Origin of the sequence: Oceanicaulis sp. UBA2681 (genome assembly GCF_002354675.1) — a bacterium.
Classification (GTDB): domain Bacteria; phylum Pseudomonadota; class Alphaproteobacteria; order Caulobacterales; family Maricaulaceae; genus Oceanicaulis; species Oceanicaulis alexandrii.
The window spans coordinates 117,133-141,825 of sequence record NZ_DEMB01000004.1 but is presented as its reverse complement, the minus strand read 5'-3'; the positions used below and the strand labels follow the sequence as shown (position 1 = coordinate 141,825).

Below are 24,693 nucleotides of genomic sequence, written 5' to 3'. Positions count from 1 at the left end.
ATCACCGGTGTTTGAAATGCGCAGCGCGTTTGTCAGCAAACGCAGCCATGCCCTCGGTCTGATCCTCGGTGGCGAATTGGGACTGGAACACGCGGCGTTCAAAGCGAACGCCTTCGGCCAGACCCATTTCAAACGCCGTATTGACGGCCTCTTTGGTCATCATGGCGATAGGCAGGGATTTGGATGCGATCGTGGTGGCCGCCTCCATCGCCACGTCCAGCAGCTCTTCGGCCGGCACGACGCGGCTGACCAGCCCCGCGCGCTCGGCTTCCTTGGCCGGCATCATGCGCCCGGTCAGGCACATGTCCATGGCCTTGGCCTTGCCCACGGCGCGCGGCAGACGCTGGGTGCCGCCCGCGCCCGGCATGACGCCGAGATTGATCTCGGGCTGGCCGAACTTGGCGGTTTCAGAGGCGATGATGAAATCACACATCATCGCGATCTCGCAGCCGCCGCCCAGCGCATAGCCGGACACCGCCGCGATGATCGGTTTTCTGAAGCGCGCCACGCTCTCCCACGACTCTGCGAAGGGGTCGTGCTTGTACAGGGAGATGAAATCCTTCTCCTGCAGCTCCTTGATGTCGGCGCCGGCGGCGAACGCCTTGGCCGAGCCGGTCAGGATCACGCAACCGATGTCCTCATCGCGCTCGAACGCAGCCAGCGCATCCTTGAGCTCATTGGTCAGCTCGTCACACAGCGCGTTCAGGGCGGACGGACGGTCCAGGGTGATAACGCCCACACGGCCTTCGGTTTTTACTTGGATCGTATTGTAGGCCATGCGGCCCTCCGATGCAGTTACACGCTCTTCAGCGCAGGGTATGCGGCAAAACGGGCGCCCTCTTAGCGGAAGCCAAGGCGCGGGTCACCCCCGCGCCGTCATCCGCTTACTGGATTTGCCAGACACCATATCCCAGATTGCGCAGCACTTCCGCCAACCCCTCCGGGCCAGGCAAATGCCCGACGCCGACCGCGATCATGACATCTTCATCGCCCATCATGATCTGGTCGATCTGCTCTGCCCAATCGTAATTCCGGTTCACGATCAGGGCTTGATACATTTCAGGAGAGTCCGACTTCATGCGATCATTGATCATGTGATCAATGGTCTCGATGTCCCCAACTTCCCAGGCCATGGCCAGCTCATCCAGCAAATACGGCTCTTGAACCGATTGCTCGAGCGAGCTTTCCAGATCGCGTACCTGAACAGCCAGCGGCAGACCCGCCAGGAAGCCGAGTTGCTGCTCCGCCGTTTCGAAATACCGCACATCATCGGTGATCGGCTCGATCATGGCCTGAAGCGCGACTTCAACGCCGTATTGCGGATCATACCCCTGAGCCATGGCCATGGAGGACGCCAGAGACACGCTCGCGAGCCAAGGCTGCAACGGATCCAGTGAGGCCATCATGGCTTCCGCCGGCACGCCCATCCGCTGGGCGAGGGTCGCCAGATTGGCCTTGCCCTCATCACTCAGCATGGACGACAGCGTCTGGCCCTGGGGGTTCAGGCCCAATTGCGGGACAAGCGCCTGGATCTGGGCCTGCGCTTCAGCGCTGTGCACATCCGCTTCGAACCAGACCTGGTCCACGCTCGCCAGAAGCTCTTCGAAATAGGTGGTCCGCCATTCGGTATCAGGCTTGAGCAGGTGAATGGTGCCGATGATGTAAGCGACATTATCCTCATCTTCGAGCATCCACATGCTCGGCCCGAGCTCGGCCTCCTCCACGTCCATGGTTTGAGCAACCGCCGGCGTGGCGAACACAGTCAGGGCCAGAAGCGCCCAGAGAATACGGTCCAGCATAAAATGCCTCTCTTTAATTCAGATCGTGACGCAAAGGGATAAACGCCCGGGGACGGGGTTCAACCCAAACCGGTATGGTTAACAAAAGTTCATGTTGAGAACAGGTCTGGCTAGCGCTGGCAGGACGGACAGAAAAAGCTCGACCGGCCCGACTGAACGATGCGCTCGACACAGCTGTCCTCACAGCGATGGCAGGGTTCGCCTTCGCGCCCATAGACGTCAAACCGGTGCTGGAAATACCCCATGGCGCCGTCGGCCCCGGCATAGTCGCGCAAGGTGGAGCCGCCAGCCTCGATCGCTTCGGCGATGACGTCGCGCACCGCCGGCGCCAGACGTGCGGCCCGGGCGCCGGGTATGGAGTTGCATAGCCGCCTGGGGCTGATCTTCGCCCGCCACAACGCCTCGCAGACATAGATATTGCCCAGGCCCGCCACGACGCTCTGATCCAGAAGCCCCGCCTTGACCGGGCTGCGCCGGGTCTTGAAGGCTTTGTTGAGCCGGTCTTCTGAAAACCCGTTCGACAAGGGCTCCGGCCCCAGATCCTTCAGATAGGGCTGGATGTCTTCCTGGTCGGTTTCATAGAGCGTCATGAAACCAAACCGGCGCGGATCGTTGTACGTGACCGTCACGCCGCCCTCGATGTGAAACACCATGTGATCATGGGTCGGATTGGCGGGCGCAGCGTAGACGAAATCACCCGGCTGCCGGCTCAGATCGTCTGCAGTCACCGAGAACCGGCCCGACATGCCCAGATGCATAAGCAAGGTTTCGCCCGAGCCCAGCCGCGCCAGCAGATATTTCGACCGTCGATCCAGCCTTTCCACCACAGTTCCGGTCAGGCGCTCTGCAAAGCGTTCGGGAAACGGGAACCGCAAGTCCGGGCGCCGCGCTTCGGCCCGCAGAATCCGGCGACCCTCCATCGCGGGGGTCAGGCCGCGTCGCACTGTCTCGACTTCAGGCAATTCCGGCATCACACTCTTCCGCACAGACAATCCTCGAGGGGGAGGACATAGGCCATGAGCCCAGCGCGCGCGAGCCTTGTGCCTGTCGAAGACGCGATCACCATCGTCACGGCGGCGCTTGATGCGCTTGTCCGGCGCCGGGCGTCCATTGACGCCCCGGTCGAGTATGTCCGGCGTGTCGCGCATCCCTGGACGGATGACCTGGCGTTTGAGCTGGCGCTGCAGATCGACGCCGCCCAGACCGGGGGCGAGCTGCAACCGATGCAGGAAGTCTCCACCGCCTTTCGCCGGGTGGCGCGGGACGCCCCGGAGATGAAGGTGCGGCTCGTTCAGGGTCTGCCCCACACCATTCGCTGGCGCATTTACGCCCCCGATGACAGCGCGTTGCTGGAGCAACCTGTGGCCATCCAGAGCCAATGGCGCGGCGCCTGGCCGCATCTGAGCCGCGCCTGTGATGATCTGGCCCAGACTCGCGCCAGCCTGCGCGTGCTGGCGACCCAGGCGGACCCCGACAGGGATGTGGACGACCTGACCCTCGCCACCGCTTGCGCCTACAGGATCTCAGCCTTCGCCCCGCCGCGCGAACCCGTGCTGCTGGCGTTTTATGCGCCCGAGGGCGGCTGGCGCAGTCAGGCCGGCTTTTCGCTTTACAGCTATCAGACCGGCGAGCGGACCCTGACGCCGCTTGCTTCAGGTTGAGGCGAAACGGCGCGGCATCTCAGACTGGCGTTCCAGGCGCGCGCGCACTAGCTTGCCCACCATGACCCAGACTTCAGATCACGACACCGTCTCCTTTGGTTTCAAGGATGTGGCCCGCACCGAAAAGCAGGGCCTTGTCCGCAACGTGTTTGACCGTTCGGCGCGCAAATACGACCTGATGAATGATCTGATGAGTCTCGGGGTTCACCGGGTCTGGAAAGACATCACCGTCACCAAGGCCGGACCGCGGCCCGGCGCGCGCCTGATCGATGTGGCGGGCGGAACCGGCGACATCGCCCGCGCCTGGCTCGATCGCGCCGACGCGCTGACCGAACGCCGCGGCAGTGACCAATACGCCGAAGCCGTGGTCGCCGACATTAACGAACAGATGCTGCTGGCGGGCCTCAAGCGCGGCGACCGCGCCCGGCTCGACTGGTGCACCGCGAACGCGGAATGCCTGCCTTTTGAGAGCGGTGTCGCGGACGCCGTCACCATCGGCTTCGGCATTCGCAACGTCACCGACCGGATCAAGGCGCTGAAAGACATGCGCCGCGTGCTCAAGCCCGGCGGACGCTTTGTCTGTCTGGAATTTTCGCGCCCCACCACGCGCCCGCTCGAGAAGCTTTATGACGCCTGGTCCTTCGGCGCGATTCCGCAGATCGGCGAATGGATCGCCAAGGACCGCGACAGCTATCAGTATCTGGTGGAGTCCATCCGCAAATTTCCCCATCAGGACGCCTTCGCGGCCGAGCTGGAAGAGGCCGGGTTCGCCCGCGTCAGCGTGACGAACCTGTCCGGCGGCATCGCCGCGATCCATATGGGCTGGAAAGTCTAGGCGGACCTTTCCAACTTTTTTCACGCGTCCTGTCGAAACGGGCACGGCTCAACCGTCCTTGGATCATCCCTGTCATGTCGGCAGGGAGAACAGGGAGGGAGCGATGCAGTTTGCACTCCTCATTTATGAAACCGCGCGCGATTTCGCTCGCAGGCAGGGATCGGGGGCTGCGGCCTACTGGTCGAGCTGGACAGCGTATTCAGGCGCGCTCAACCCCCATACGCATCTGGGCGCCTGCCTGCAGGCTCCGGAGACCGGCGTCGTGTTGCGGCGCGCCGGCGAACACCGACGACTGAGCGACGGCCCCTATTCAGACTCGCCCGAACAGCTGGGCGGCGTCATTATGATCGACATGAACAGTGTCGAGGATGCGCTCAGCTGGGCCGAACGCTGCCCGGCGGCCCGCAATGGCGCCGTCGAGGTGCGTCCCCTTCAACTGATCAGCGACAACACGGAGACCCCGTCATGAAATACGCCCTTTTGATTTATGGCGCGGAAAGCCAGTGGAACACGCTGAGCGAAGCCGAGCAAATGGCCATGTTTGAAAAGCACGGCGCGTATTCTGAAGCGCTGGTCCAAGCTGGCCTGATGGTGTCGGGCGAACCGCTGGATGTGGCTGAAACCGCCAAACGCATCACCGATGACGGCGTGCAGGACGGTCCCTATGCCGACACCAAGGAGCAGCTGGGCGGGTTCTATGTGATCGAAGCGGGCACCCTGCAGACGGCGCTGGACTGGGCGGCCAAATGCCCGCGCCTGCCCGGCGACCAGATCGAGGTTCGTCCCGTCCCGGCCTATGGCGACGCCTGATCAGCGGATCGAGCATGACAAAGCACGCGCGACGGCGGACGCTGTCGCGCGTGCTTCCTATGGACGTCTTGTGGCCCGTCTCGCCCGGCGATGGGCCGATCTGACCCGTGCCGAGGACGCGCTGTCTGACGCCTTCGAGCGCGCCTTGCGCACCTGGCCGGACACGGGCCTGCCGGACCATCCCGAAGCCTGGCTCCTGACAACCGCCCATCGCCGACTGATCGACGGCGCCCGCCAAAGCGGCGTTCAGGCTCGGGCCGAGCCCGAACTCCGGCGCCTGCTTGAAGAGGTCTCCGAACGCGCGGATCCCGACGCCCTGCCCGATGATCGCCTGGGGCTGATGCTGGCCTGCGCGCACCGAGATCTCGACCCCGCCCTTCACACGCCGCTGATGCTGCAAGCGGTGCTTGGGCTCGATGCGGCCCGGATCGGCGCAGCGTTTCTCGTCAGCCCCGCCGCCATGGGTCAGCGCCTGTCGCGCGGCAAGGCGAGGCTGCGTGAACGCGGCGCCCGGTTTGAACAGCCCGGCGCGGACCAGCTGACCGAACACATCACGCCCGTGCTGAACGCGGTCTACGCAGCCTATGGAACCGGTTGGGACGAAATCGGGGCCAGCGAAAGCCGGGTCCGGGGTCTCGCGGGTGAGGCGCTCTATCTCAGCCAGCTGCTGACTGAGCTGGCGCCGGAGATCGCCGAAGTCTGGGGGCTCTATGCGCTGATCGCCCATTGCGAGGCGCGCTCCCCGGCGAGGCGGGATGCTGAAGGCCGCTTCATTCCCCTCTCTGAACAAACCACACACCTTTGGTGTGAAAGCTCAATCACCCAAGCGGAAACCGCCCTGCGTCGCGCACTCAAACTGGCCCCGCCCGGCCGCTATGCGCTGGAGGCCTCGATCCAGTCCGTGCATGCCGAACGCCGCCGGAGTGGGGAGACGAACTGGCTGGCCGCCGCTGCGCTCTATGACGGGTTAGTCAGACATACATCCAGCCTGGGCGCTCTGACGGCGCGCGCTTGCGCCCATGGCGAGGCGTTCGGAGCCGAGCGAGCACTCGACTTGCTGAGTGAACTCAAGGATCAGACGGCGGACTATCAGCCCTTCTGGGCGGCGCAGGCGCACTGGCTGGCGCAGGCCGGGCGCGGCGATGAAGCGGCAGGCGCCTATGAACGCGCCATGGCGCTGAGCGCTGATCCAGCAGTGCGCCAATACCTGTTTGAACGCGCCCAAGCACTTTGACGCAGCCGCCAAGGCGCCGCTTCCCCTCGCCAAACCCCCTTCATCGCCCTAAACCTCACTCCCGTGTTTGGTACGCTCTCAAATATCTTCCGCCTGACGCGCGCCGCCTGGACTTTGGCCCGTCATGACGCGATTTTTCCGGCTGAGTACCAGTCGGCGTTTCCTGCGCCGGCGCGGGTGCTGGGCCGGTTCGCGCGTCTGATCGCCATTCGCGACCGCGCGAAAAATCCCGGCGAACGCCTGGCCCATGCCCTGGAAAAGCTGGGCCCGTCCTATGTGAAATTCGGCCAGGTGCTCGCCACCCGCGCGGATGTAATTGGGGCGGAGTTCGCGCGCGGGCTGTCACGGCTGCAAGACCGGATGGAGCCGTTCGGCCTGGAGCAGGCGCGCGCCACGGTGGAAGCCGAGTTCGGCAAGCCCGTCGAAGCGCTGTTCTCGGAATTCGGCGAACCCGTCGCCGCCGCGTCCATCGCGCAGGTGCACAGGGCGAAAACCATCGATGGCCGCGATGTGGCGGTGAAAATCCTCCGCCCGGACGTCGCAGAGCGCATCAAGCGCGACATCGCCGCCATGCGCCTGGGCTCCAAACTCGCCGAAGGCCTGTTCCCGGCGTCCAAACGCATGGAGCCGCGCGCCTTTGTGGAGACGGTGGCGCGCTCTTTGGTGCTGGAGCTGGATCTGCGGCTTGAAGCGGCCGCCGCCAATGAGCTGAGCGAAGCGGCGGTGGCGGCGCAGAACTTCTTCATCCCCGACGTCGTCTGGCCGCTGACTGCCAAGAAGGTCCTGACCACCCAATGGATTGACGCCATACCGCTGACCGATATGGACGCGGTGCGCGCAGCGGGGGTGGATACAGTGAAACTTGCGGGCGATCTGACCGACGCCTTCCTGTCCACTGCGCTGGAGCAAGGCGTGTTTCACGCCGATCTGCATGCGGGCAATCTGTTCGTGACGAAGGACGGCCTTCTGTGGGCGGTGGATTTCGGCATTATCGGACGGCTGGGACGCGGCGAGCGGCGCTATTTGGCGCGCATCCTTCACGGCTTTTTGACGCGCGATTATGACGGCGCGGCGCAAGCGCATTTTGACGCCGGCTATGTGCCTCATCATCATTCCCGCGATGATTTCGCCAGCGCCCTGCGCGCGGTCGCCGAGCCCATTTTCGGCAAGAGCGCCGGCGAAACGCCCATGAGCCGGGTGTTGATGCAGCTGTTTGAAGTCACAGACCTTTATGACATGCACCTTCAGCCTCAGCTGGTGCTCTTGCAAAAGACCATGGTGCAGGCCGAGGGCGTCTGCCGTCTTCTGACAGACGATCATAATATGTGGCAGGCCTCTGGTCCCGCCGTGGAGCGCTTCATGCGCCGCGAGCTGGGGCCGCAAGGCCGCATCGAGGATCTAATGGAATCCTTTGACCGCGCCAAGACCATCCTCAAGCGCCTGCCCGACACGCTGGACGAGCTGACCGAGACCGCCAAGGTCCTGCGTGAACGCGACACCCGGCAGTCCGCAAACCCGACCTGGCTGATTGCCGCGCTCAGCGTCGTCGCCGGGGCTTCAACCGCGATTGCGGTGCTGCTGGCGGTGATGTGATCTGAGCCAAGGTGACGTGGCGGCCCGTTCGGGGTAAGCCTAAGCTGAAACACCCGCGAGGCATGTCATGGCGGATAAACGCATTCTTCTGATCATCGGCGGCGGCATCGCGGCCTATAAATCGCTCGAGCTGATCCGCGAGCTGGCGCGGCGCTCGATCAGGACGCGCGCCATCCTGACCGAAGCCGGCAAGCAGTTCGTCACCCCGATGAGCGTGGGCGCGCTGACGGCGGACAAGGTCTATAGCGATCTGTTCTCGCTGACCGATGAGGCCGAGATGGGCCATATCGAGCTGTCGCGCTCGGCTGATCTTGTGGTCGTCTGCCCGGCCACCGCCAATCTGATGGCCAAAGCCGCCCAGGGCATCGCTGATGACCTGGCCACCACCACGCTTCTGGCCACCGACAAGGCGGTGCTGATGGCGCCGGCGATGAATGTGCGCATGTGGACCCATCCCGCCACGCAAGCCAACCTCAAAACCCTCGAGAGCTATGGCGTCACCGTTCTGGAGCCTGATGACGGCGAGATGGCGTGTGGCGAATTTGGTCCCGGCCGCCTGCCCGAACCGGTGCGGATCGCGGACGCCATCGAGGCCGCGCTGAAATCATGAAGGCCATCGTCACCGCCGGCCCGACGCTGGAGCCGATCGACCCGGTCCGCTTCCTCTCCAATCGCTCCTCGGGCCAGCAGGGCTACGCCATCGCCGAGGCGCTGCGTGATCAGGGCTTCGAGGTGGTGCTGATTTCGGGCCCGACAGCGCTCAATGATCCCGCAGGCCTTCAGACCGTCCGCATCGAAACCGCGCGCGACATGCTCGCGGCGGTGAACGAGCATCTGCCCGCAGACGTGTTCGTCTCCGTGGCCGCCGTTGCGGACTGGCGTCCGGCGGAAGCCGCCGACAAGAAGCTCAAACTCGACAAGGGCGCACTGGCGAGCCTGCCGCTTGCCGAAAATCCGGACATCCTGAAGACCATCTCCCGATACGGCCCGGACCAACGCCCGCGCCTGGTGGTGGGATTCGCCGCCGAAACCCATGACGTCATCGAACATGCCCGCGCCAAACGACTGCGCAAAGGGTGCGACTGGATCGTCGCCAACGACGTGTCAGGCGATGTGATGGGCGGAGCGGAGAACGCCGCGCTCCTGATTACCCCGGAGGGGGAGGAGCCCTTCGAACGGGCGGCCAAGTCGGCGCTGGCCCAGAAACTGGCTGAGAGAATTCACCAAGCACTTTCATAGACTTCAGACTGGGTTTGAAATCGCCCCCCTCAGATTGTTAGGGTCGGGGCGTTTAGCAAACTCAGGACCTGATATGAAAACCGCACTGACCGCCCTCGCCCTTGCCGGGTTCAGCGCCGCCGCCGCCCAGGCGGATTGTTACTCGATCTATCCGCAAGGCTCGGGCCAGCCGCCGGCTCCGATGGCCGGCTACACCGTGACCGAAGCCGCCGACCTGGACGGCTTGATGGATCCGCCGCCGCTGGCGGAGGGCGCAAACGCCATCGCCTGCGAGCGTGACAGCATCGTGCCTCGCCCCAATGATTTCGAGCTGGTGCGCTATCATTCCACGCCGCTTCTCATCTCCAACGGGGAAGGCGAAGAGACCCAAATGCTGATTCTCGGTTTCCAGCCGGCCATGGAAGACGAGAACGGCGAGATGACCGAGCCGCAATACCGGGTCCAGATGGCCCAGGGCGGGCTCAACGATGACGAGCGCACCGGCATTATCGGCGCCCTTGAAGGCTTCGCCGAAAGCGAGCAAGCGCTGGATGCGTTCTTAAGCGCCCAGGCCGAACAAGACAGCTGACTTCAGGCCTCCCGCGCTCACGCCGGAGCTCTGCGCCAGCGTGAGCGCGGCTGTGCCTGAAGACTATATTTGATACCGCTGATAATCCTCTCTAGGGTCGCGAAAACCAAGTCAGAGGGGATATGAGATGAAAGCTGTCCTAGCCGTCGCACTGGCGCTCGCCGCATCGCCTCAGGCCCTTGCGGACTGTTCTGCCGTCAACACAGCCCAACCGTCCGATACGCCCGTCCTTCTGGAGGGGTTTGACCTCGTTGAAGCCGCGAGTCAGCCAGGACTCATGGCGCGGCCTGACATGCCTGAAGGCGCTGACGCCATCGTTTGCTTTCGTGAGAGCATCGTACCCGAGCCCAATGATTTTGAATTGGTGCGGTATCACCAGATTCCATTGATGATCCGCCTGGATCAGGATGGACGTCCGCCTGCCCTGCTCATCATGGCGTACATCGGCGAGCAAGAATCCGCCGATGGCGAAATCGTCCCGGCTCAATACATCGCCCAATTGCCCCAGGGGGAAGTGACACAGGCAGAAGCAGACGCCATCAACGCGTCCATGTCCTCAATCGAGCAGCGCGAAGCCGCCCTCCTGGAGGAAATGGCCCAGCAGGGTCAGGTTCTGGACTAATCGTGTAGCAAGGCGCGTCGTCATGAAGCTGAATGTCAAAACGCTGGAACATTTTGAAGGTCTGGACCTGCCAGCCTACCAGACTTCCGGCTCCGCGGGTCTCGACCTGCCCGCCGCCGTGCCCGCAGACGCGCCCGTGGTGATCGAACCTGGCGAGTGGAAACTCATCCCCACCGGCATCTGCATCGCCTTGCCCGAGGGCTATGAAGCCCAGATCCGGCCCCGGTCGGGCCTGGCGGCCAAGAAGGGCATTTCCTGCGTCAACACGCCCGGCACGGTGGACGCCGATTATCGCGGCGAATTGCATGTGAACCTGATCAATCACGGCAAGGAGCCGTTCATCGTCCAGCGCGGCGAGCGCATCGCGCAAATGGTGATCGGCCAGTTCACCCAGATCCGCTGGAACCCGGTCGAAACGCTGGATGAAACCGCTCGTGGCGCCGGCGGGTTCGGCTCGACCGGCGTCTAAAAGCCCAGCTTTTTCGCCAACGACCCTAGCCTTGCGCGTTGCAAGGCCAGCCCGAAACGCGGCGCGCTGAGCCCAAGCCGGTGCGCCGCGCCCAATACGGCAGCTGTCGCCGCCTCGGGCGCGAGTCCCAACCGGCTGGCGATGAATTCACCAGACGGACGGGCATACAGCCCCAGCGGTTTCAAGGTCGCGCGGGGGAAGTCCTTCATATTTTCCGTCAGGATCACCCGCGCCTGCCCGGCCGCGGCGGCCTGCATCACATGGGCGTCGTCCGGGTCGGGCAGTTTGCCGGTCACCTTGATCAAATCCGCTTCTTCGGTCGGGACCATCGCTTCAGGCCAGGCATGCTCTAGCGCCATGACCAGTTGCGACGCTTCGCCCGGCCCATCGCGATCCGGCTTTCCGTCGACGATGCGCGCATGGGCGTGACCGGTTTCAAACAGGACTTTTTCAGACCAGCGCGGATAGAAAAACCCAGCCTCCGCCAGCGCCAGGACCAGATGCCGCCGCACCGCGCTGGCGAGCACGCAGGCGTCCAGAAACACCGCCGGCCGATCAAAGTCCTCGGGAAGGGCGACCGCGTCCGGCGCCGCGATCACCGGAGCGTCCGAACCGGACGGCGCCAGATGCGGGCCGTCCATGCGCGCCAGATTCTTGAACGCCTGCGCCCGGACCCGATCCCGCTGCTCGGCGAGGCGTTTGACGCTGCGATCATCCAGCGCTTCGGCGAACTCGCCCTGCGCGACAAGTTGGTTCAGGCCCCAGGCGTCCACGCCCAGTGCGCGCTGCGCAGCCTCAGGCGTCATCCGCCAATCCCCAGCGGGGCGGGATCACAGAAGGCTTTGACGTCAAACAGGCGCTGATCCGTAATGATGTCAGAAGGCTGCAAGGGCCGAGACAATTCCAACCCTTCAAGGGTTCGCGCGCGCGACAGCGCCACATAGGCCTGCCCATGGGCGAAGAGGCGGCGCGAGACGTCGAGATAGACCTTGTCGAGCGTCAGGCCCTGCGCCTTGTGAATGGTCATCGCCCAGGCGAGCCTGAGCGGATACTGCACATAAGAGCCAATGGTTTCGCGCTTGAGCTTGCTGGACTGGCCGTCCGCAGCGTAGCGGATCCGCTCCCAGCTTACAGGCTCGATGGTGACGAACTGGTCGTTCACATGCACTTTGACGCCATCTGACGAAAAGCCCACCACTTCACCGATGGAGCCGTTCACATACCGCCCGCCGGGATCATTGCGGATCATCATGACGCGCGCGCCGACTTTCAGAACCAGCGGATCGTCGGTCGGGAAGAGGCGCGGATCAAACTCACCCTCCACCTTGCCCGAAAAGCCCCGCGGTTCGCCGCGCAAGCCCTCAAGCCGGGCCTGATTGATCGAGGAAGCGGCCTGATTGGTCGGGGTCAGCACCACATGGGTGCCAGACGCTTCAAGGCCGATCCGGCCCGTCACGCGCGCGTTCAGAATCTCGGCCAGGTCAGGGGTCAGCTCGCCGTCCCGCACAGCATTGAGCACTTCGACAAACTCTGGGTCCGCCTGACGATGGACCTCGGTCAGCTCCACCATGGTGAAGCCGGCGTCGCGGAAAGCGGGCGCGTGAAAGAAAAACGGCCCGCCATAGGTGTCTTCCAGAAACGCCCCTTCCTCGCCCTGTGCAATCGGCGGCAATTGCGCCAGATCGCCCACCAGGATGATGCGCACCCCGCCAAAGGGTTCGGCGCTGTCGCGATTGAGACGCAGCGAGAAATCCACCGCCTGCATCATGTCCGAGCGCACCATGGAGATCTCGTCGATCACCAGAGTGGTCAGCGCTTTCACCGTGCGTGCATTGCGCAGGCGGCGAATATCGCCCGGCGTGATCAGGCGCGGCGGCAGGCGGAAGAAGCTGTGAAGGGTCTGCCCGCCCGCATTCATCGCCGCGACGCCCGTCGGCGCCACCACGGCGGCCTGCGGCCCGAGGCGTTGCAGGATCGCGCGCGTAACGGTGGTTTTACCCGTGCCGGCCCGGCCCGTCAGAAACAGATGAGCGCCGCCATTGATGGCGTAATCCACGACCGCTTGCTGGTCCGGCGAGAGAGTGAATGAGGGGCGAGGGGTCAGCACGGTCAGGCTCCTTCAAGGGAGCCTGACCTTGGCCTGCTTTGACAATGAACGCCAGTGACGCGCCTCAGCGCCGCCAGATGGATTCACACGGCTGGTAAGGCGTACTGACACTTTCCACACGGCCCTGCGCATCGACGACCGCGTTCACTTCGCAAGGCACTTCAATAAAGCGCGCCCGCGTTGATCCCGAAGTCCGCATGAGCGCGGCGCCGGTCACGCCGCCCGCAGCCCGGCTGCCGTCTGACGCAGGGCGCGACCCGGCGCTGTGTCTCGGCGCTTGGATGACAGAGGCGGTGCGAACGACAGACGTGTCCGGCCCAACCCGGGTCCATTCCAGGGTCTCGTCCAGGTGAAGCGCGACGCGCATCTGATCTGCAGGCTCTTCGCGAAGCATGCGCGAGACGGCCCCAGGTGTTTCAAGAGAGAGCACTTCAAAGGTCAATGCGACCCGTCCATCGCCGACAGGACCGCCGGCGACCGGATCGCCATAGGCTGCGATCATCTGGCTGAGCGAAGCGCCCTCAAAGCTGGACGGTCGCTCGACCTGCTGGGCCTGGGCGCTTCCCAGCGCGCACAGGGCGACCGCCACCGGCGTCAGTGTCTTGATCATGATCTTGTCTCCTCTCAGAAGAGACAAGCGTACGCCCCGACATGAAGTCTTACAACATTTTCCCCGAAAAGGAGAAAACGACTCCGCCTAGTACAGCTCTTCGGCCACGCAAGCATCGCCGACAAAGCGGAAATCACGCACCACGCCTTCAGGGTCGATCACGAAGCGGGTTTCGCACTCCACCCACCAGCTGCGGGCGGGCTCGTACACAGTCTCGTCATAGCGTTCGATACGGGTCCGGCGTTCGCCATACTCGTCAACATACGTCACGCGGCGTTCATTGGGGATGGTGCGATAGCCGCCCGGATCGGTGCGCTGTTGTTCACGCATATAGCTCCACACCTCGCCCCCATCGCTCAAGCTGTCCACGCTGTCGGGGGAGCCGAACTCCACCAGCAGGACATCCTGGGTCCGCCCCACCAGCTGGGTCATCTGCTGGCGATAGCCTTCAGAGGTGGCGCAGGCGGCCACGATCAGGGCCAGGGCGGCGGCGATCTGGTATTTCATCTGTGCATCCCCATGGTTGGCGGTTCACACTGGGCTACACTCATCTTCATGAACGCAAGCTGAGCAGACAGGGTCTGCCCGCCGCCTGCAAGCAAGGTCGACCGTCATGGCCGTGGACGTCAAACGACATGCCCGACACATTGTCCTGAAAGAACTGGGCGGTCCGGGCCAGCAGAAGCTGTCCCGCGCCCGCATCACCGTGATCGGCGCAGGCGGGCTGGGCGCGCCAGCCTTGCTCTATCTGGCCGCGGCGGGCGTCGGTCATTTGCGCATCGTCGATCCCGACACCGTGTCGCTGAGCAATCTGCAACGACAAATCCTGTTTCGCACAGACGATGTGGACGCTGCGAAGGCCGAGCGCGCCCGCGACGTGCTGACGGCGCTGGATCCCGGTGTAAGCGTGGAAGCGGTCTGCGAACGTGCAACCGTCGACACGCTGCCGGACCTGCTGGAGGGCGCTGATCTGGTGCTGGACGGCTGCGACGACTTCGCCACCCGCTTCGCCGTCAACACAGCTGCGATCGCGGCCGGAATTCCGCTGGTTTCAGGCGCTGTGGGTCGCTGGGAGGGACAGGTCGCTGTTTTCGCGCCGCATCAGAAACCCGACGCGCCCTGTTATCAATGCTGGGTGCCGGAAACACCGCCCGATGCAGAAGACTGCGCCGTCATGGGCGTCGTCGGCGCCCTGACCGGGGTGATCGGGTCGATGATGGCGATGGAGGCGATCAAGCTGATCACCGGCGCTGGCGAGCCGCTGATCGGGAGGATTTGCGTCTATGATGGTCTGTCGGGTCGGGCCCGGACGGTTACTCTGCCGGCATCCCGCAGCTGCCCGGCTTGCGCATCGGGCAGAACTGACACCCCCCGCACCGGCCCCGTCTGATCCGGAACCAGGCGAGCGCGCCCAGAAGCACGCTCGGCGCGACGCCCACCAGCATCGCCAGCCAGACGCTGCGGCCCAGAACCCCGACCAAAAGCGTAACCACAACCCCGACCGCCAGAAAGCTGAGCAGGGTCAGATCGGCTCTGCGCCGGGGGGTGGAAGCATGATTGATCAGCATCGTGACTGCGTACCTGAGACACTCTGCCTCTGTCCTACCCTATGCCGGGCAGGCGCGGCAAGTCGTCACAGTCGGCCGCGATGCTTGCCGGAATGATGCTGGGCCAGGGTCTTGGCGGCGCGGCGCGCGTTGACCACGACAAACAGATAGATGCCGCCCGCAAAAACGAGCCCGACCGCCATGCCGGAGAGCCAGCTCCCCAGCAAGGCGGCGAAGGTCAGCCCCATCACCCCGGCGATCATCACGATGAGCGTCAGGATGCGCGGTTCAGGCATCCAGACCGTGCTAGTTTTACTCTGTTTCACCCGTGATATCCCGGTACAGCGTCCAGACCATGCGTTCGGTGGTGATGAAAGCCCAATTCCACTCGTCATGGAAGGCCGCCAGCGGCTCTGCGTCCTGAACCTGCTGCAAATTCATGCCTTGCTCGACCAGCGCCGCCACTTCGGCCTTGGCCTGGGTCAGCATGGTGATGCTGGCTTCAAGATCGGCTTTAGTCGACAGCGGGCCATGGCCGGGAATGATCTGGGTGTCGGAATCCGCCACGTCCACAATGGCCTGCATGCCGGCGATGAACCCGTCCACCGTGCCGCCATTGTCGAGATCGATATAGGGGAACCAGCCAGAGAACAGCAGATCGCCGGCATGGATGACGTTCGCATCCTCAAACACCACGAAGATGTCGCCATTGGTATGGGCGTCGGGGGTGTGGTGCAGGCGCGCGCTCAGGCCGTTGATCGTGACCACATCACCGTCATTGACGCCCACCGTCGGCAGGAAAGCGCCGGACAGCGGCTCCGGCGTCGCGCCCGTCAGCTGGGCGGTCACCGGATTCATCAACGCGTCACGCACGCTGGGGTGGGCCATGATGGTCGCGCCCTGTTCCGCGAAATAGGCGTTGCCCAGCACATGGTCGCCGTGAAGGTGCGTGTTGAGCACCAGATCCACCGCCCGGTCGCCGGATACGGCGCGCTGCGCGGCGTCGATGGCGGGGGCGAATTGCGGCATCTGGGTGTCGATCATGAAGACGCCGTCTTCACCGACGCTGACGCCCACATTGCCCGCGCGATTGGTGGCGAGCATGTAGATCCCCGATCCCAGATCGCTGGTCTCCACATAGACTTGAGTGTCAGTCTGGGCGTGAGCCTGGACACTGGCGCCGAGCGCAAGGCTGGCGATGAGAGCGGTGCGGATCATGGCGGTTCCCCGATGGCTGCGGTCTGTTGGCCAAATGGGTGTGATGAACGCCCATATCCAGCCCGACTGAAAAACAATCTTAATCCTGAGGCTTCACATTTAACCCCGGATTCACTCTGGCTGGGATGTGGCGCGCCCATGCGGACGCTCTTTGCTTTGATCATCATTGTTTGCGCAGGCTTGGGATCTGGCCCGGCCCGAGCGCAGACCTGCGACACGTTTTCGGGGCTTCCCGTCCCGCGCTTCGTATCGCTGAAATACAATGAAACGCGCGGCCGCGCCGGCCCGTCCTTCGCCCATCCGGTCGCCTGGCTCTATCAGCGCCAGGGACTGCCCATGGAAGTGGTCGCCGAAACGCCGGACTGGCGGCGGGTGCGCGATCCAGAAGGGGAAGACGTCTGGATGCACCGCCGCACCCTGACCGGGCGACGCTCGGTCTGGGCGCAAGACGCGACGCAATTGCTGGCCCGCCCGGATTCAAGCTCCGCCCTGATCGCGGATGTGGAAGCAGGGGCGGTGTTATGGCTGGAGCGGTGCCGGGCTGGCTGGTGCCGCCTGGAAGCCGAGGATCACCGCGGATGGGCGCCTGCAGCGGCGTTCTGGGGCGTCTATCCTGAAGAGACCGAGCCGACCCCCGCGCTTGAGGGGGGGCAAGCGTCATGCTACCGCTCTTCGCCTGAACCAGACGGACGGACGGCGGATCTCGAAAACCCCGCCTCGGCCGACTGACGGATCTGAACCCAGGATGACAGCCTGGCGCGTCGCATTTCACGCGTAGCGCTGGCGCGTTCGCCGCAACTTCCGACCCCCGGCATGCGTCGCCGGGCCGGCACGACGGACCCCATGACAGACCAGAAAAACAGCTACACATATGATGACCTGATCGCCTGCGGCAAAGGCGATCTCTTCGGTCCGGGCAATGCGCAATTGCCGCTGCCGCCCATGTTGATGTTTGATCGCATCACCGAGATCACCTCCGATGGCGGCGCCCATGGCAAAGGCCTTTTGGTGGCCGAACTCGATGTGACCCCCGATCTGTGGTTCTTCGATTGCCACTTCCAGGGCGACCCGGTGATGCCGGGCTGCCTGGGTCTGGACGCCATGTGGCAGCTCGTGGGCTTTTTCCTGGGCTGGACCGGCGCGCCGGGCAAAGGCCGCGCCCTGGGCGTGGGCGAGGTGAAATTCACCGGCCAGGTCCCCCCCAGCGTCAAGAATGTGCGTTACGTCATTGATCTCAAGCGTGTGATCAATCGTCGCCTTGTGCTGGGCATCGCCGATGGCCACGTAGAAGCGGACGGTCAGACCATCTACACGGCGAAAGACTTGCGCGTGGGTCTGTTCCGGCCTGAAGAGCTTAACCAAGGCGGAGAAAAAGCATGAGGCGTGTCGTCGTCACCGGTATCGGCATCGTTTCATCCATCGGCGATAACGCCGCAGAAGTCGCCGCCAGCCTGAAAGCGGGCAAGAGCGGCGTCATTGCGGCCCCTGAATACGCCGATCTGAACTTCAAATGCCAGGTCCATGCCCGCCCGAACGCCAATCCGGCCGAGCATGTGGACAAGCGCGCCTATCGCTTCATGGGCGAAGGCGCCGGCTGGGCTTACATGTCCATGCAACAGGCGATCGAGGACGCGGGGCTCGAGGACAGCGATGTCTCCAACCCGCGCACCGGCCTGATCGTCGGCACCGGCGGTCCCTCTGTGGAGGCGATCGTAAAGGCCGCCGACATCACCCGCGAGAAAGGCCCCAAGCGCATCGGCCCGTTCGCGGTTCCGAAAGCCATGTGCTCGACCGGCTCGGCGACGCTCGCCACTCCGTTCAAGATCAAGGGGCTGAACTATTCGATCAGCTCGGCCTGCACCACGTCCCTGCACTGCATGGGCGCGGCCGCCGAGCAGATCCAATGGGGCAAGCAGGATGTGATGTTCGCCGGCGGCGGTGAAGAGCTGCACTGGGCGCTTTCAAACCTGTTTGACGCCATGGGCGCCATGAGCTCGAACTATAACGACACGCCGTCAGTAGCTTCGCGCGCGTTCGACAAGAACCGCGACGGCTTCGTCATTGCGGGCGGCGCCGGCATTGTGGTGCTGGAAGAGTACGAGCGGGCGAAAGCGCGCGGCGCGACCATCTACGCCGAAGTGCTCGGCTATGGCGCCACCTCTGACGGCCATGACATGGTCCAGCCGTCTGGCGAAGGTGCAGCGCGCTGCATGCAGATCGCGCTGGAAGAGGCCAAGGGTCGCAAGATCGACTACATCAACCCGCACGCCACCTCGACGCCCGTCGGCGACGTGAAAGAGGCCGAAGGTCTGCGCGGCGTGTTCGGCAAGGATGTCCCGGCCCTGTCGGCGACCAAGTCCATGACCGGTCACTCGCTGGGCGCCGCGGGCGTTCAGGAAGCCATCTATTCGCTTCTGATGATGAAAGAGGGCTTCATCGCCCCCTCCATCAATATCGACGAGATGGATCCCGAGCTGGCCGACCTGCCGATCGTCACCGAGACGAAGCAGACCGAGCTCAACACGGTCCTGTCGAACTCCTTCGGGTTTGGCGGCACCAACGGCACCATCATTCTGGGCCGCCCGGACTAGACTCCGCGCCCAGCGCCAAACGAAAACCCCGGCGGAAACGCCGGGGTTTTTTGTTGTCTTCCCACTCCCTCTTCCCCGGCGAAGGCCGGGGAAGAGGGAGAAACAATATTCAAACCCTCTCATCCCCCGATAAACCGGTGAATGCCATGCCTGAGAGGCTGAAACCCCGGCCAAGCGCAGCGCCGAGCCGGGGCCTCCATCAGGATATGGCGCTTTACGCGGAGGGAGGTCCCGGGTCTTCGCTTCGCTCGCCCGGGAATTCAGCGCTTTCTCCCTAACCCTTCAGCGCCTCGCGCACCGCATCGGCCAGCATGCGCGCTTCGTGCTCGCGGGCGCTGCCCTTGCGCCAAGCGACGCCGATTTCCCGGCCGGCCACAGGCGGGTCGAAAGGACGGATGGCGAGGTCGAGCCGGTCCGCGAGCCCCGCATCAATCGCGAGCTTGGGCAGAAGCGTGGCCCCTAGGCCCGATTTCACCATCTGCACGAGCGTATGAAGCGAGGTGGCTGCGAAGTCAGACCGGGCGTCGTTCGTGTCGGGACGGCTGGCCGAGCAGACCGCCAGCGCATGATCGCGCAGGCAATGACCGTCTTCGAGCAGCAAGAGCTGTTCATCCGCCAGCATTTCGGGGCTGAGCGTGTCGCGCTGGGCCAGCGGATGGTCCGGCGTTGCAGCGAACAGAAACTCGTCTTCCAGAACGCCTGTGGTCTCGATGCCGGGCGCGTCATAGGGCAGCGCGATCAGCGCCGCATCCAGACGCCGGTCTTTCAGCGCATCCACCAGCCGGTGTGTCAGGTCTTCGCGCAGGAAGAGTTCAAGCTTGGGATAGTGGGTGCGCAGGCTGGGCAGGACTTTGGGCAGCAAGAAGGGCGCGATTGTAGGGATGACTCCCAGACGGAATGGCCCGCTCAAGGGCTCGCCCGCCGCGCGCGCCACATGGACCAGGTCTTCCGCTTCGGTGAGCACGATGCGCGCCCGCGCCACCGCCGCCTCGCCGGCCGGGGTCAGCACTGCGCCGCGCGCGCCGCGCTCCACAAGGGTGGCGCCCAGGATCGTCTCCAGCTCCTTGATCCCTGCGGACAGGGTGGGCTGGGTCACATGGGCGGCTTCGGCGGCGCGGGAAAATGAGCCGTGCTCGGCGAGCGCCGACAGGAAGGTGAGTTGTCGCAACGTAGGCAGATGGCCAACCATAAGGCGTCCTGATCGTCTAAAAGCGATGTGGGAGGATGCGGGGATAGAACGGGAGCGCCCCCTGGGTTCAGGGAGCGCTCCATCAAGGCTCAAGTCAGGTCAAAACGATCTGCGTTCATGACCTTGGTCCAGGCGGCGACGAAGTCCTTGACGAACTTCTCCTTATTGTCGTCCTGGGCGTAGACCTCGGCATAGGCGCGCAGGATCGAGTTCGATCCGAACACCAGATCCGCGCTGGTGGCGCCCCATTTGACTTCGCCGGTCTTGCGGTTGCGGATCTCATAGAGCCCGTCTTCCGCCGGATGCCAGCTGAGGTCCATATCGGTCAGATTGACGAAGAAGTCGGTCGTCAACGCGCCGATCCGGTCGGTGAAGACCCCGAGGCGCGAGCCGCCATGATTGACGCCCAGCACGCGCAAGCCGCCGACCAGAACCGTCATTTCATTGGCTGTCAGACCCAGAAGCTGGGCGCGATCCAGCAACAGCTCTTCGGCGCTGACCGAGTAGCGGTCCTTCATCCAGTTGCGGAACCCGTCCGCCAGCGGCTCGAGCGGTTCAAAGGATTCCGCATCCGTCATCTCATCGGCCGCATCGCCGCGTCCCGGCGAGAACGGCACTGAAACATCAGAGCCCGCCTGCTTGATCGCCGCTTCCAGACCCACAACGCCGCCCAGCACGATGACATCGGCCACGGAGGCGCCGCTCTGGGCCGCGATCGGCTCCAGCACCGCGAGGACCCGCGCCAGACGCAGGGGCTCATTGCCGTCCCAGTCCTTCTGGGGCGCCAGCCGGATGCGGGCGCCATTGGCGCCGCCGCGCTTGTCAGAGCCGCGGAAGGTGCGGGCGCTATCCCAGGCCGTGGCGATCAGCTCGGCCGGGGTCAGGTCACTGGCGGCGATCTTCGCTTTCACCACGTCCACATCGTAATCGGTTGACCCTTCGGGGATCGGGTCCTGCCAGATCAGGTCTTCGCCGGGCACGTCCGGGCCCACATAATTCGCCTTGGGTCCCATATCGCGGTGGGTCAGCTTGAACCAGGCGCGCGCGAACGTGTCGGCGAAATACTCCGGATCCTTGCGGAAACGCTGGCAGATCTCGTTATAGACCGGGTCCATTTTCATGCCCATATCCGCATCGGTCATAATGGGGTTATGGCGAATGGAGGGGTCGGACGCGTCGACCGGCTTGATATCCTCCGGCATGTTCACCGGCTCCCATTGCCAGGCGCCGGCCGGGGATTTCTTCAGTTCCCAGTCATAGTCAAACAGATACTCGAAATAGCCCATGTCCCACTGGGTGGGATGCTGGGTCCAGGCGCCTTCAATGCCTGACGTGAAGGCGTTCGTCGCCTTGCCTTCAAGGCCGGGATTGGCCCAGCCGAAGCCCTGGGAGTCCACGCCGCAGGCTTCAGGCTCCGCGCCGATCTGATCGACCGCGCCGCGACCATGCGCTTTGCCCACGGTGTGGCCACCGCAGGTGAGAGCCGCGGTCTCTTCGTCATTCATCGCCATGCGCTTGAAGGTCTCGCGCACCTGGGCGGCGGTTTTCAGCGGATCGGGTTGACCGTTCACGCCTTCCGGATTGACGTAGATCAGGCCCATATGCGTCGCCGCAAGGGGGTTTTCGAGCGTGGAGGTGTCGTCGAGATCGCCATAGCGCTCTTCGCTGTTGGCGAGAAACTGCGACTCAGAACCCCAATAGACGTCCGTCTCGGGGCCCCAGATGTCTTCACGGCCATAGCCGAAGCCAAAGGTCTTCAGCCCCATATCCTCATAAGCCACGGTGCCCGACAGAATAATCAGGTCGGCCCAGGACAGCTTGTTGCCGTATTTCTTTTTCACCGGCCATAACAGGCGGCGCGCCTTGTCCAGGCTGGCGTTGTCCGGCCAGGAATTGAGCGGGGCGAAACGGATATTGCCGGACCCGGCGCCGCCGCGGCCGTCCGCCAGGCGGTAAGAGCCCGCCGAGTGCCAGGCGAGGCGAATCATCAGGCCGCCATAATGGCCCCAATCGGCCGGCCACCAGTCCTGGCTGTCATGCAGCAGGGCTTTGACGTCGGCTTTCACCGCATCGAAATCGAGTTTCGCCACTTCCGACTTGTAGTCGAAATCGGGGTCCATCGGATTGGTGCGTGCGCCGCGCTGATGAAGAATGTCGAGATTGAGCGCGTTCGGCCACCATTTGGTGACCGGCTTGTCCATGGCGGTGTTGCCGCCGTGGTGGAACGGGCAACCGCCCGGATTTTTCATATCGTGTCCGTCCATGGTCATGTCCTCCCGGATCAGAACGCTTAGATTGAGCACAATATCACGCCAGGATGAGGCATATATCAAATCAATTTAATTACGGTGAGACATAGGAAATACCAATAATACTAATATCTCTGCGGGTTTGCGCAGGGTCTGGCCCGCCTGAAGCGCTCGGATTTGAAAGAGCGATCAATCACTGAAAAACAGCGTGAAAGAGGCACCAGCTCAGCCGTATTGATAAATCCTATGGGAGCAACAGGAACAATCCATTGGATTTATCAATAGCTCAGGTCCATATCCAGTCTCGTCGAAGGGCGGGCCCCTCAATCATTCGTCCTCGACCCAAGAGATTCAAACCTGCCAGGAGAGAAATTATGCTGGGCATTGGCGACAAGCTCCCCGAATTCGAAGTCACCGGCGTCAAGCCGAAATTCAACGAGCACGAGCAAAACGGCGAGTCCGCTTTCGAGGCGATCACCAACGAGTCCTTCCCGGGCAAGTGGAAAGTCATCGTCTTCTATCCGAAGGATTTCACCTTCGTCTGCCCGACCGAGATCGTGGCTTTCGCCAACCTCGAAGACGAATTTGCTGATCGTGACGCCGTCGTGATGACCGGCTCCACCGACAACGAATTCTCCAAGCTGGGCTGGCGCCGCGAGCACCCGGACCTGAACGGTCTGAACCAGTGGCAGTTCGCTGACACCACCGGTTCGCTGGTTGACGGCCTGGGCGTGCGTTCGCCGGAAGGCGTGGCGTTCCGCTACACCTACATCGTCGACCCGGACGGCGTGATCCAGCACGTGTATGCGACCAACCTGAATGTGGGCCGCAACCCCGAAGACACCCTGCGTGTTCTGGACGCCCTGCAGACCGACGAACTGTGCCCGTGCAACCGCCAGGCTGGCGGCGACACGCTCGCAGCGTAATCGCTTCGCTCAAGGACGGCTCTCTGCGGGGAGCCGTCCGACGGCGGCCCGCCCTGCTTTATCCATGGCCCGCCATGGCTAAAGCCGGACCGGTCGTCCCAATGTCCCCCGCCCTGCGTTCGTCCCCCCCCCTTCAGACGCCGGGCGATCTTTCGTCCTGCTGGACGACCGGTCCAAACCCGCCATTCATCATGAAAGGACGCGCCATGAGCCTTGACGCCCTGAAAAATCGCATGCCCGAACACGCCAAGGACATCAAGCTGAACCTCAGCTCCCTGGCCCGCGAAACCGTGCTCGACGACCAGAAGAAATATGGCTGCTTCCTGGCGTCCGCCTACGCCGTGGGCGAGCGCGAAACCCTGACCGACATTGTTGGCGAGATCGAGGACAAGCTGTCGCCCGAGGCGGTCTCCGCCGCCAAGGCCGCCGCGTCGATCATGGGCATGAACAATGTGTTCTATCGCTTCAACCATCTGGTTTCCGCCAGCGATTACAAAACCATGCCGGCCAAGCTGCGCATGAATGTGATCGGCAATCCGGGCGTCGACAAAGCCGACTTTGAACTGTGGTCGCTCGCTGTGTCCGCCATCAATGGCTGCGGCATGTGCATCGACGCGCACGAACATGAACTGCGCAAGGCCGGCCTCACCGCCGAACAGATCCAGGCCGCCGTCCGCATCGGGTCCGTGGTCAACGCCGCCGCCGCGATCATCCGCGCGGAAAGCGCGCTGGGCTAAGTCCCAGACTCACGATCTCTCCTGAGCCCGTCGGGCGGTCTGTCACAGGCCGTGCCGGCGGGTTTTTTTATGGAGCGCAGGCGATCGCGGTCTTTTGACACACCCCGAACAAGTCCGTATCCTGAAAATATGAGCTATCAACCCGACCAGTCAGAAAGCACCCGCCGCGCCCGCGATTCCGGCGGCGTGAACCGGGCCTGGCGCTGGTTTTCAGAAGCCACCATCCGGACGGCTGAAAGCTATCGCGACCTGCGTTGGCGGGTGGTGATCGGCCATATCGTGCTGGCGGCTGTTCTGGTCATTGTCTCACGCATCAATCCGACCTTCGCCGTCTCGCCCTGGCTCTTGATCATCGGCGTGATCTGGCTGGTGTACGGCGTGCGCATGGGCGGGCTCAAGGCCATCGGCCAGGCCGCTTCACATCCCAAATCCTGACACCAATCGAAGGCCCTACGGCCTCAGATCGTTGACCTGTTCGCATCCGGGCTTAGGCTGGCGCGGTTCTGATATGAGAGCCGCCGGGGAGGGGCCTGTATGAGAGGTTGGTTTAAGATCGCGCTATGGCAGCGCGTGCTTGGCGCGTTGGTGATCGGCGTGATCTTCGGCGGCGTTCTGAGCCAGGTCATGGGCGGCCCTGCAGCCGCCTCTTGGCTGGAGACTTTCGTCAAGCCGGTGGGTGATCTGTTCAT

At 63.7% G+C, this 24,693-nt stretch carries 27 protein-coding genes and 1 pseudogene; 17 read left to right on the top strand and 11 right to left on the bottom strand.

Annotation, left to right across the window (positions count from 1 at the left end; translation table 11 throughout):
• Position 1: 1 nt before the first annotated feature.
• From B3M53_RS03885 to mutM, 3 genes are all read right to left on the bottom strand, one after another.
• Complete coding sequence (locus B3M53_RS03885) at positions 2 to 778, bottom strand: enoyl-CoA hydratase (RefSeq protein ID WP_022700742.1); 777 nt, start codon at positions 776 to 778, stop codon at positions 2 to 4.
• A gap of 106 nt (positions 779 to 884) precedes the next feature.
• The gene (locus B3M53_RS03880) at positions 885 to 1,799 is read right to left on the bottom strand and encodes a TraB/GumN family protein (protein WP_273021025.1); all 915 of its coding nucleotides are present in this window, start codon (positions 1,797 to 1,799) and stop codon (positions 885 to 887) included.
• A 110-nt stretch (positions 1,800 to 1,909) separates the two neighbouring features.
• On the bottom strand, positions 1,910 to 2,770 hold the full coding sequence (gene mutM, locus B3M53_RS03875; protein ID WP_286799655.1) for a bifunctional DNA-formamidopyrimidine glycosylase/DNA-(apurinic or apyrimidinic site) lyase: 861 nt from the start codon (positions 2,768 to 2,770) through the stop codon (positions 1,910 to 1,912).
• A gap of 45 nt (positions 2,771 to 2,815) precedes the next feature.
• On the opposite strand from mutM, the gene B3M53_RS03870 reads away from it, so the two are divergent.
• From B3M53_RS03870 to dut, 10 genes and pseudogenes are all read left to right on the top strand, one after another.
• Positions 2,816 to 3,460, top strand: coding sequence for a hypothetical protein (locus B3M53_RS03870; protein ID WP_160092826.1), 645 nt, complete (start codon positions 2,816 to 2,818; stop codon positions 3,458 to 3,460).
• A gap of 61 nt (positions 3,461 to 3,521) precedes the next feature.
• Positions 3,522 to 4,295: a class I SAM-dependent methyltransferase gene (locus B3M53_RS03865; protein WP_028284593.1), complete on the top strand. Its 774-nt coding sequence runs from the start codon at positions 3,522 to 3,524 to the stop codon at positions 4,293 to 4,295.
• A gap of 103 nt (positions 4,296 to 4,398) precedes the next feature.
• Positions 4,399 to 4,764, top strand: a complete 366-nt coding sequence (locus B3M53_RS03860; protein ID WP_022700746.1) for a YciI family protein — start codon at positions 4,399 to 4,401, stop codon at positions 4,762 to 4,764.
• On the top strand, positions 4,761 to 5,105 hold the full coding sequence (locus B3M53_RS03855) for a YciI family protein (RefSeq protein WP_273021021.1): 345 nt from the start codon (positions 4,761 to 4,763) through the stop codon (positions 5,103 to 5,105). Before B3M53_RS03860 ends, B3M53_RS03855 begins: the two co-directional genes overlap by 4 nt.
• Positions 5,092 to 6,339, top strand: coding sequence for an RNA polymerase sigma factor (locus B3M53_RS03850; protein WP_273021019.1), 1,248 nt, complete (start codon positions 5,092 to 5,094; stop codon positions 6,337 to 6,339). Before B3M53_RS03855 ends, B3M53_RS03850 begins: the two co-directional genes overlap by 14 nt.
• 63 nt (positions 6,340 to 6,402) lie before the next feature.
• Entirely contained in the window at positions 6,403 to 7,932 is a 1,530-nt protein-coding gene (gene ubiB / locus B3M53_RS03845; protein ID WP_273021017.1) for a 2-polyprenylphenol 6-hydroxylase, read from the top strand.
• A gap of 67 nt (positions 7,933 to 7,999) precedes the next feature.
• Positions 8,000 to 9,171 (top strand): annotated as a pseudogene (gene coaBC / locus B3M53_RS14680) (bifunctional phosphopantothenoylcysteine decarboxylase/phosphopantothenate--cysteine ligase CoaBC).
• Positions 9,172 to 9,244: 73 nt separating this feature from the next.
• Positions 9,245 to 9,739, top strand: coding sequence for a hypothetical protein (locus tag B3M53_RS03830; RefSeq protein ID WP_022700750.1), 495 nt, complete (start codon positions 9,245 to 9,247; stop codon positions 9,737 to 9,739).
• A 127-nt stretch (positions 9,740 to 9,866) separates the two neighbouring features.
• Complete coding sequence (locus B3M53_RS03825) at positions 9,867 to 10,361, top strand: hypothetical protein (RefSeq protein WP_022700751.1); 495 nt, start codon at positions 9,867 to 9,869, stop codon at positions 10,359 to 10,361.
• Positions 10,362 to 10,383: 22 nt separating this feature from the next.
• Positions 10,384 to 10,830 (top strand): dUTP diphosphatase, encoded by a 447-nt coding sequence (gene dut / locus B3M53_RS03820; protein ID WP_022700752.1) that lies wholly within the window; start codon positions 10,384 to 10,386, stop codon positions 10,828 to 10,830.
• Here dut and B3M53_RS03815 read toward each other — a convergent pair.
• The 4 genes from B3M53_RS03815 to B3M53_RS03800 form a co-directional block, all read right to left on the bottom strand.
• A complete protein-coding gene (locus B3M53_RS03815; RefSeq protein WP_273021014.1) occupies positions 10,827 to 11,636 on the bottom strand; it encodes a PIN domain-containing protein in 810 nt (269 codons plus the stop codon). The genes dut and B3M53_RS03815 overlap by 4 nt on opposite strands.
• On the bottom strand, positions 11,633 to 12,937 hold the full coding sequence (locus B3M53_RS03810; RefSeq protein ID WP_022700754.1) for an ATP-dependent DNA helicase: 1,305 nt from the start codon (positions 12,935 to 12,937) through the stop codon (positions 11,633 to 11,635). Before B3M53_RS03810 ends, B3M53_RS03815 begins: the two co-directional genes overlap by 4 nt.
• Positions 12,938 to 13,001: 64 nt before the next feature.
• On the bottom strand, positions 13,002 to 13,547 hold the full coding sequence (locus B3M53_RS03805) for a hypothetical protein (protein WP_022700755.1): 546 nt from the start codon (positions 13,545 to 13,547) through the stop codon (positions 13,002 to 13,004).
• Between the two features lie 87 nt (positions 13,548 to 13,634).
• Positions 13,635 to 14,054: a hypothetical protein gene (locus B3M53_RS03800; protein WP_273021012.1), complete on the bottom strand. Its 420-nt coding sequence runs from the start codon at positions 14,052 to 14,054 to the stop codon at positions 13,635 to 13,637.
• A 106-nt stretch (positions 14,055 to 14,160) separates the two neighbouring features.
• Between B3M53_RS03800 and B3M53_RS03795 the strand changes: the two genes are divergently transcribed.
• Entirely contained in the window at positions 14,161 to 14,937 is a 777-nt protein-coding gene (locus B3M53_RS03795; RefSeq protein WP_273021011.1) for a HesA/MoeB/ThiF family protein, read from the top strand.
• A gap of 243 nt (positions 14,938 to 15,180) precedes the next feature.
• Here B3M53_RS03795 and B3M53_RS03790 read toward each other — a convergent pair whose 3' ends face one another.
• A complete protein-coding gene (locus B3M53_RS03790) occupies positions 15,181 to 15,420 on the bottom strand; it encodes a hypothetical protein (RefSeq protein WP_156861404.1) in 240 nt (79 codons plus the stop codon).
• The gene (locus tag B3M53_RS03785; RefSeq protein ID WP_273021010.1) at positions 15,407 to 16,312 is read right to left on the bottom strand and encodes an MBL fold metallo-hydrolase; all 906 of its coding nucleotides are present in this window, start codon (positions 16,310 to 16,312) and stop codon (positions 15,407 to 15,409) included. The genes B3M53_RS03790 and B3M53_RS03785 overlap by 14 nt, the downstream gene beginning before the upstream one ends.
• 138 nt (positions 16,313 to 16,450) lie before the next feature.
• On the opposite strand from B3M53_RS03785, the gene B3M53_RS03780 reads away from it, so the two are divergent.
• From B3M53_RS03780 to fabB, 3 genes are all read left to right on the top strand, one after another.
• Positions 16,451 to 17,041, top strand: a complete 591-nt coding sequence (locus B3M53_RS03780; protein ID WP_022700760.1) for an SH3 domain-containing protein — start codon at positions 16,451 to 16,453, stop codon at positions 17,039 to 17,041.
• 114 nt (positions 17,042 to 17,155) lie between these two features.
• Positions 17,156 to 17,692, top strand: a complete 537-nt coding sequence (gene fabA / locus B3M53_RS03775; RefSeq protein WP_160092837.1) for a 3-hydroxyacyl-[acyl-carrier-protein] dehydratase FabA — start codon at positions 17,156 to 17,158, stop codon at positions 17,690 to 17,692.
• The gene (gene fabB, locus B3M53_RS03770; RefSeq protein WP_273021007.1) at positions 17,689 to 18,903 is read left to right on the top strand and encodes a beta-ketoacyl-ACP synthase I; all 1,215 of its coding nucleotides are present in this window, start codon (positions 17,689 to 17,691) and stop codon (positions 18,901 to 18,903) included. Before fabA ends, fabB begins: the two co-directional genes overlap by 4 nt.
• 274 nt (positions 18,904 to 19,177) lie before the next feature.
• Here fabB and B3M53_RS03765 read toward each other — a convergent pair whose 3' ends face one another.
• Both B3M53_RS03765 and katG read right to left on the bottom strand, forming a co-directional pair.
• Entirely contained in the window at positions 19,178 to 20,092 is a 915-nt protein-coding gene (locus B3M53_RS03765; RefSeq protein ID WP_273021005.1) for a hydrogen peroxide-inducible genes activator, read from the bottom strand.
• A gap of 89 nt (positions 20,093 to 20,181) precedes the next feature.
• Complete coding sequence (gene katG, locus B3M53_RS03760) at positions 20,182 to 22,356, bottom strand: catalase/peroxidase HPI (RefSeq protein ID WP_273021004.1); 2,175 nt, start codon at positions 22,354 to 22,356, stop codon at positions 20,182 to 20,184.
• Positions 22,357 to 22,715: 359 nt separating this feature from the next.
• Here katG and B3M53_RS03755 point away from each other — a divergent pair, with 359 nt between their 5' ends.
• From B3M53_RS03755 to B3M53_RS03745, 3 genes are all read left to right on the top strand, one after another.
• Positions 22,716 to 23,267, top strand: coding sequence for a peroxiredoxin (locus tag B3M53_RS03755; RefSeq protein WP_160092841.1), 552 nt, complete (start codon positions 22,716 to 22,718; stop codon positions 23,265 to 23,267).
• Positions 23,268 to 23,473: 206 nt separating this feature from the next.
• A complete protein-coding gene (locus B3M53_RS03750) occupies positions 23,474 to 24,004 on the top strand; it encodes a carboxymuconolactone decarboxylase family protein (protein WP_273021003.1) in 531 nt (176 codons plus the stop codon).
• Positions 24,005 to 24,133: 129 nt separating this feature from the next.
• On the top strand, positions 24,134 to 24,439 hold the full coding sequence (locus tag B3M53_RS03745; protein WP_022700767.1) for a hypothetical protein: 306 nt from the start codon (positions 24,134 to 24,136) through the stop codon (positions 24,437 to 24,439).
• Positions 24,440 to 24,693 lie beyond the last annotated feature (254 nt).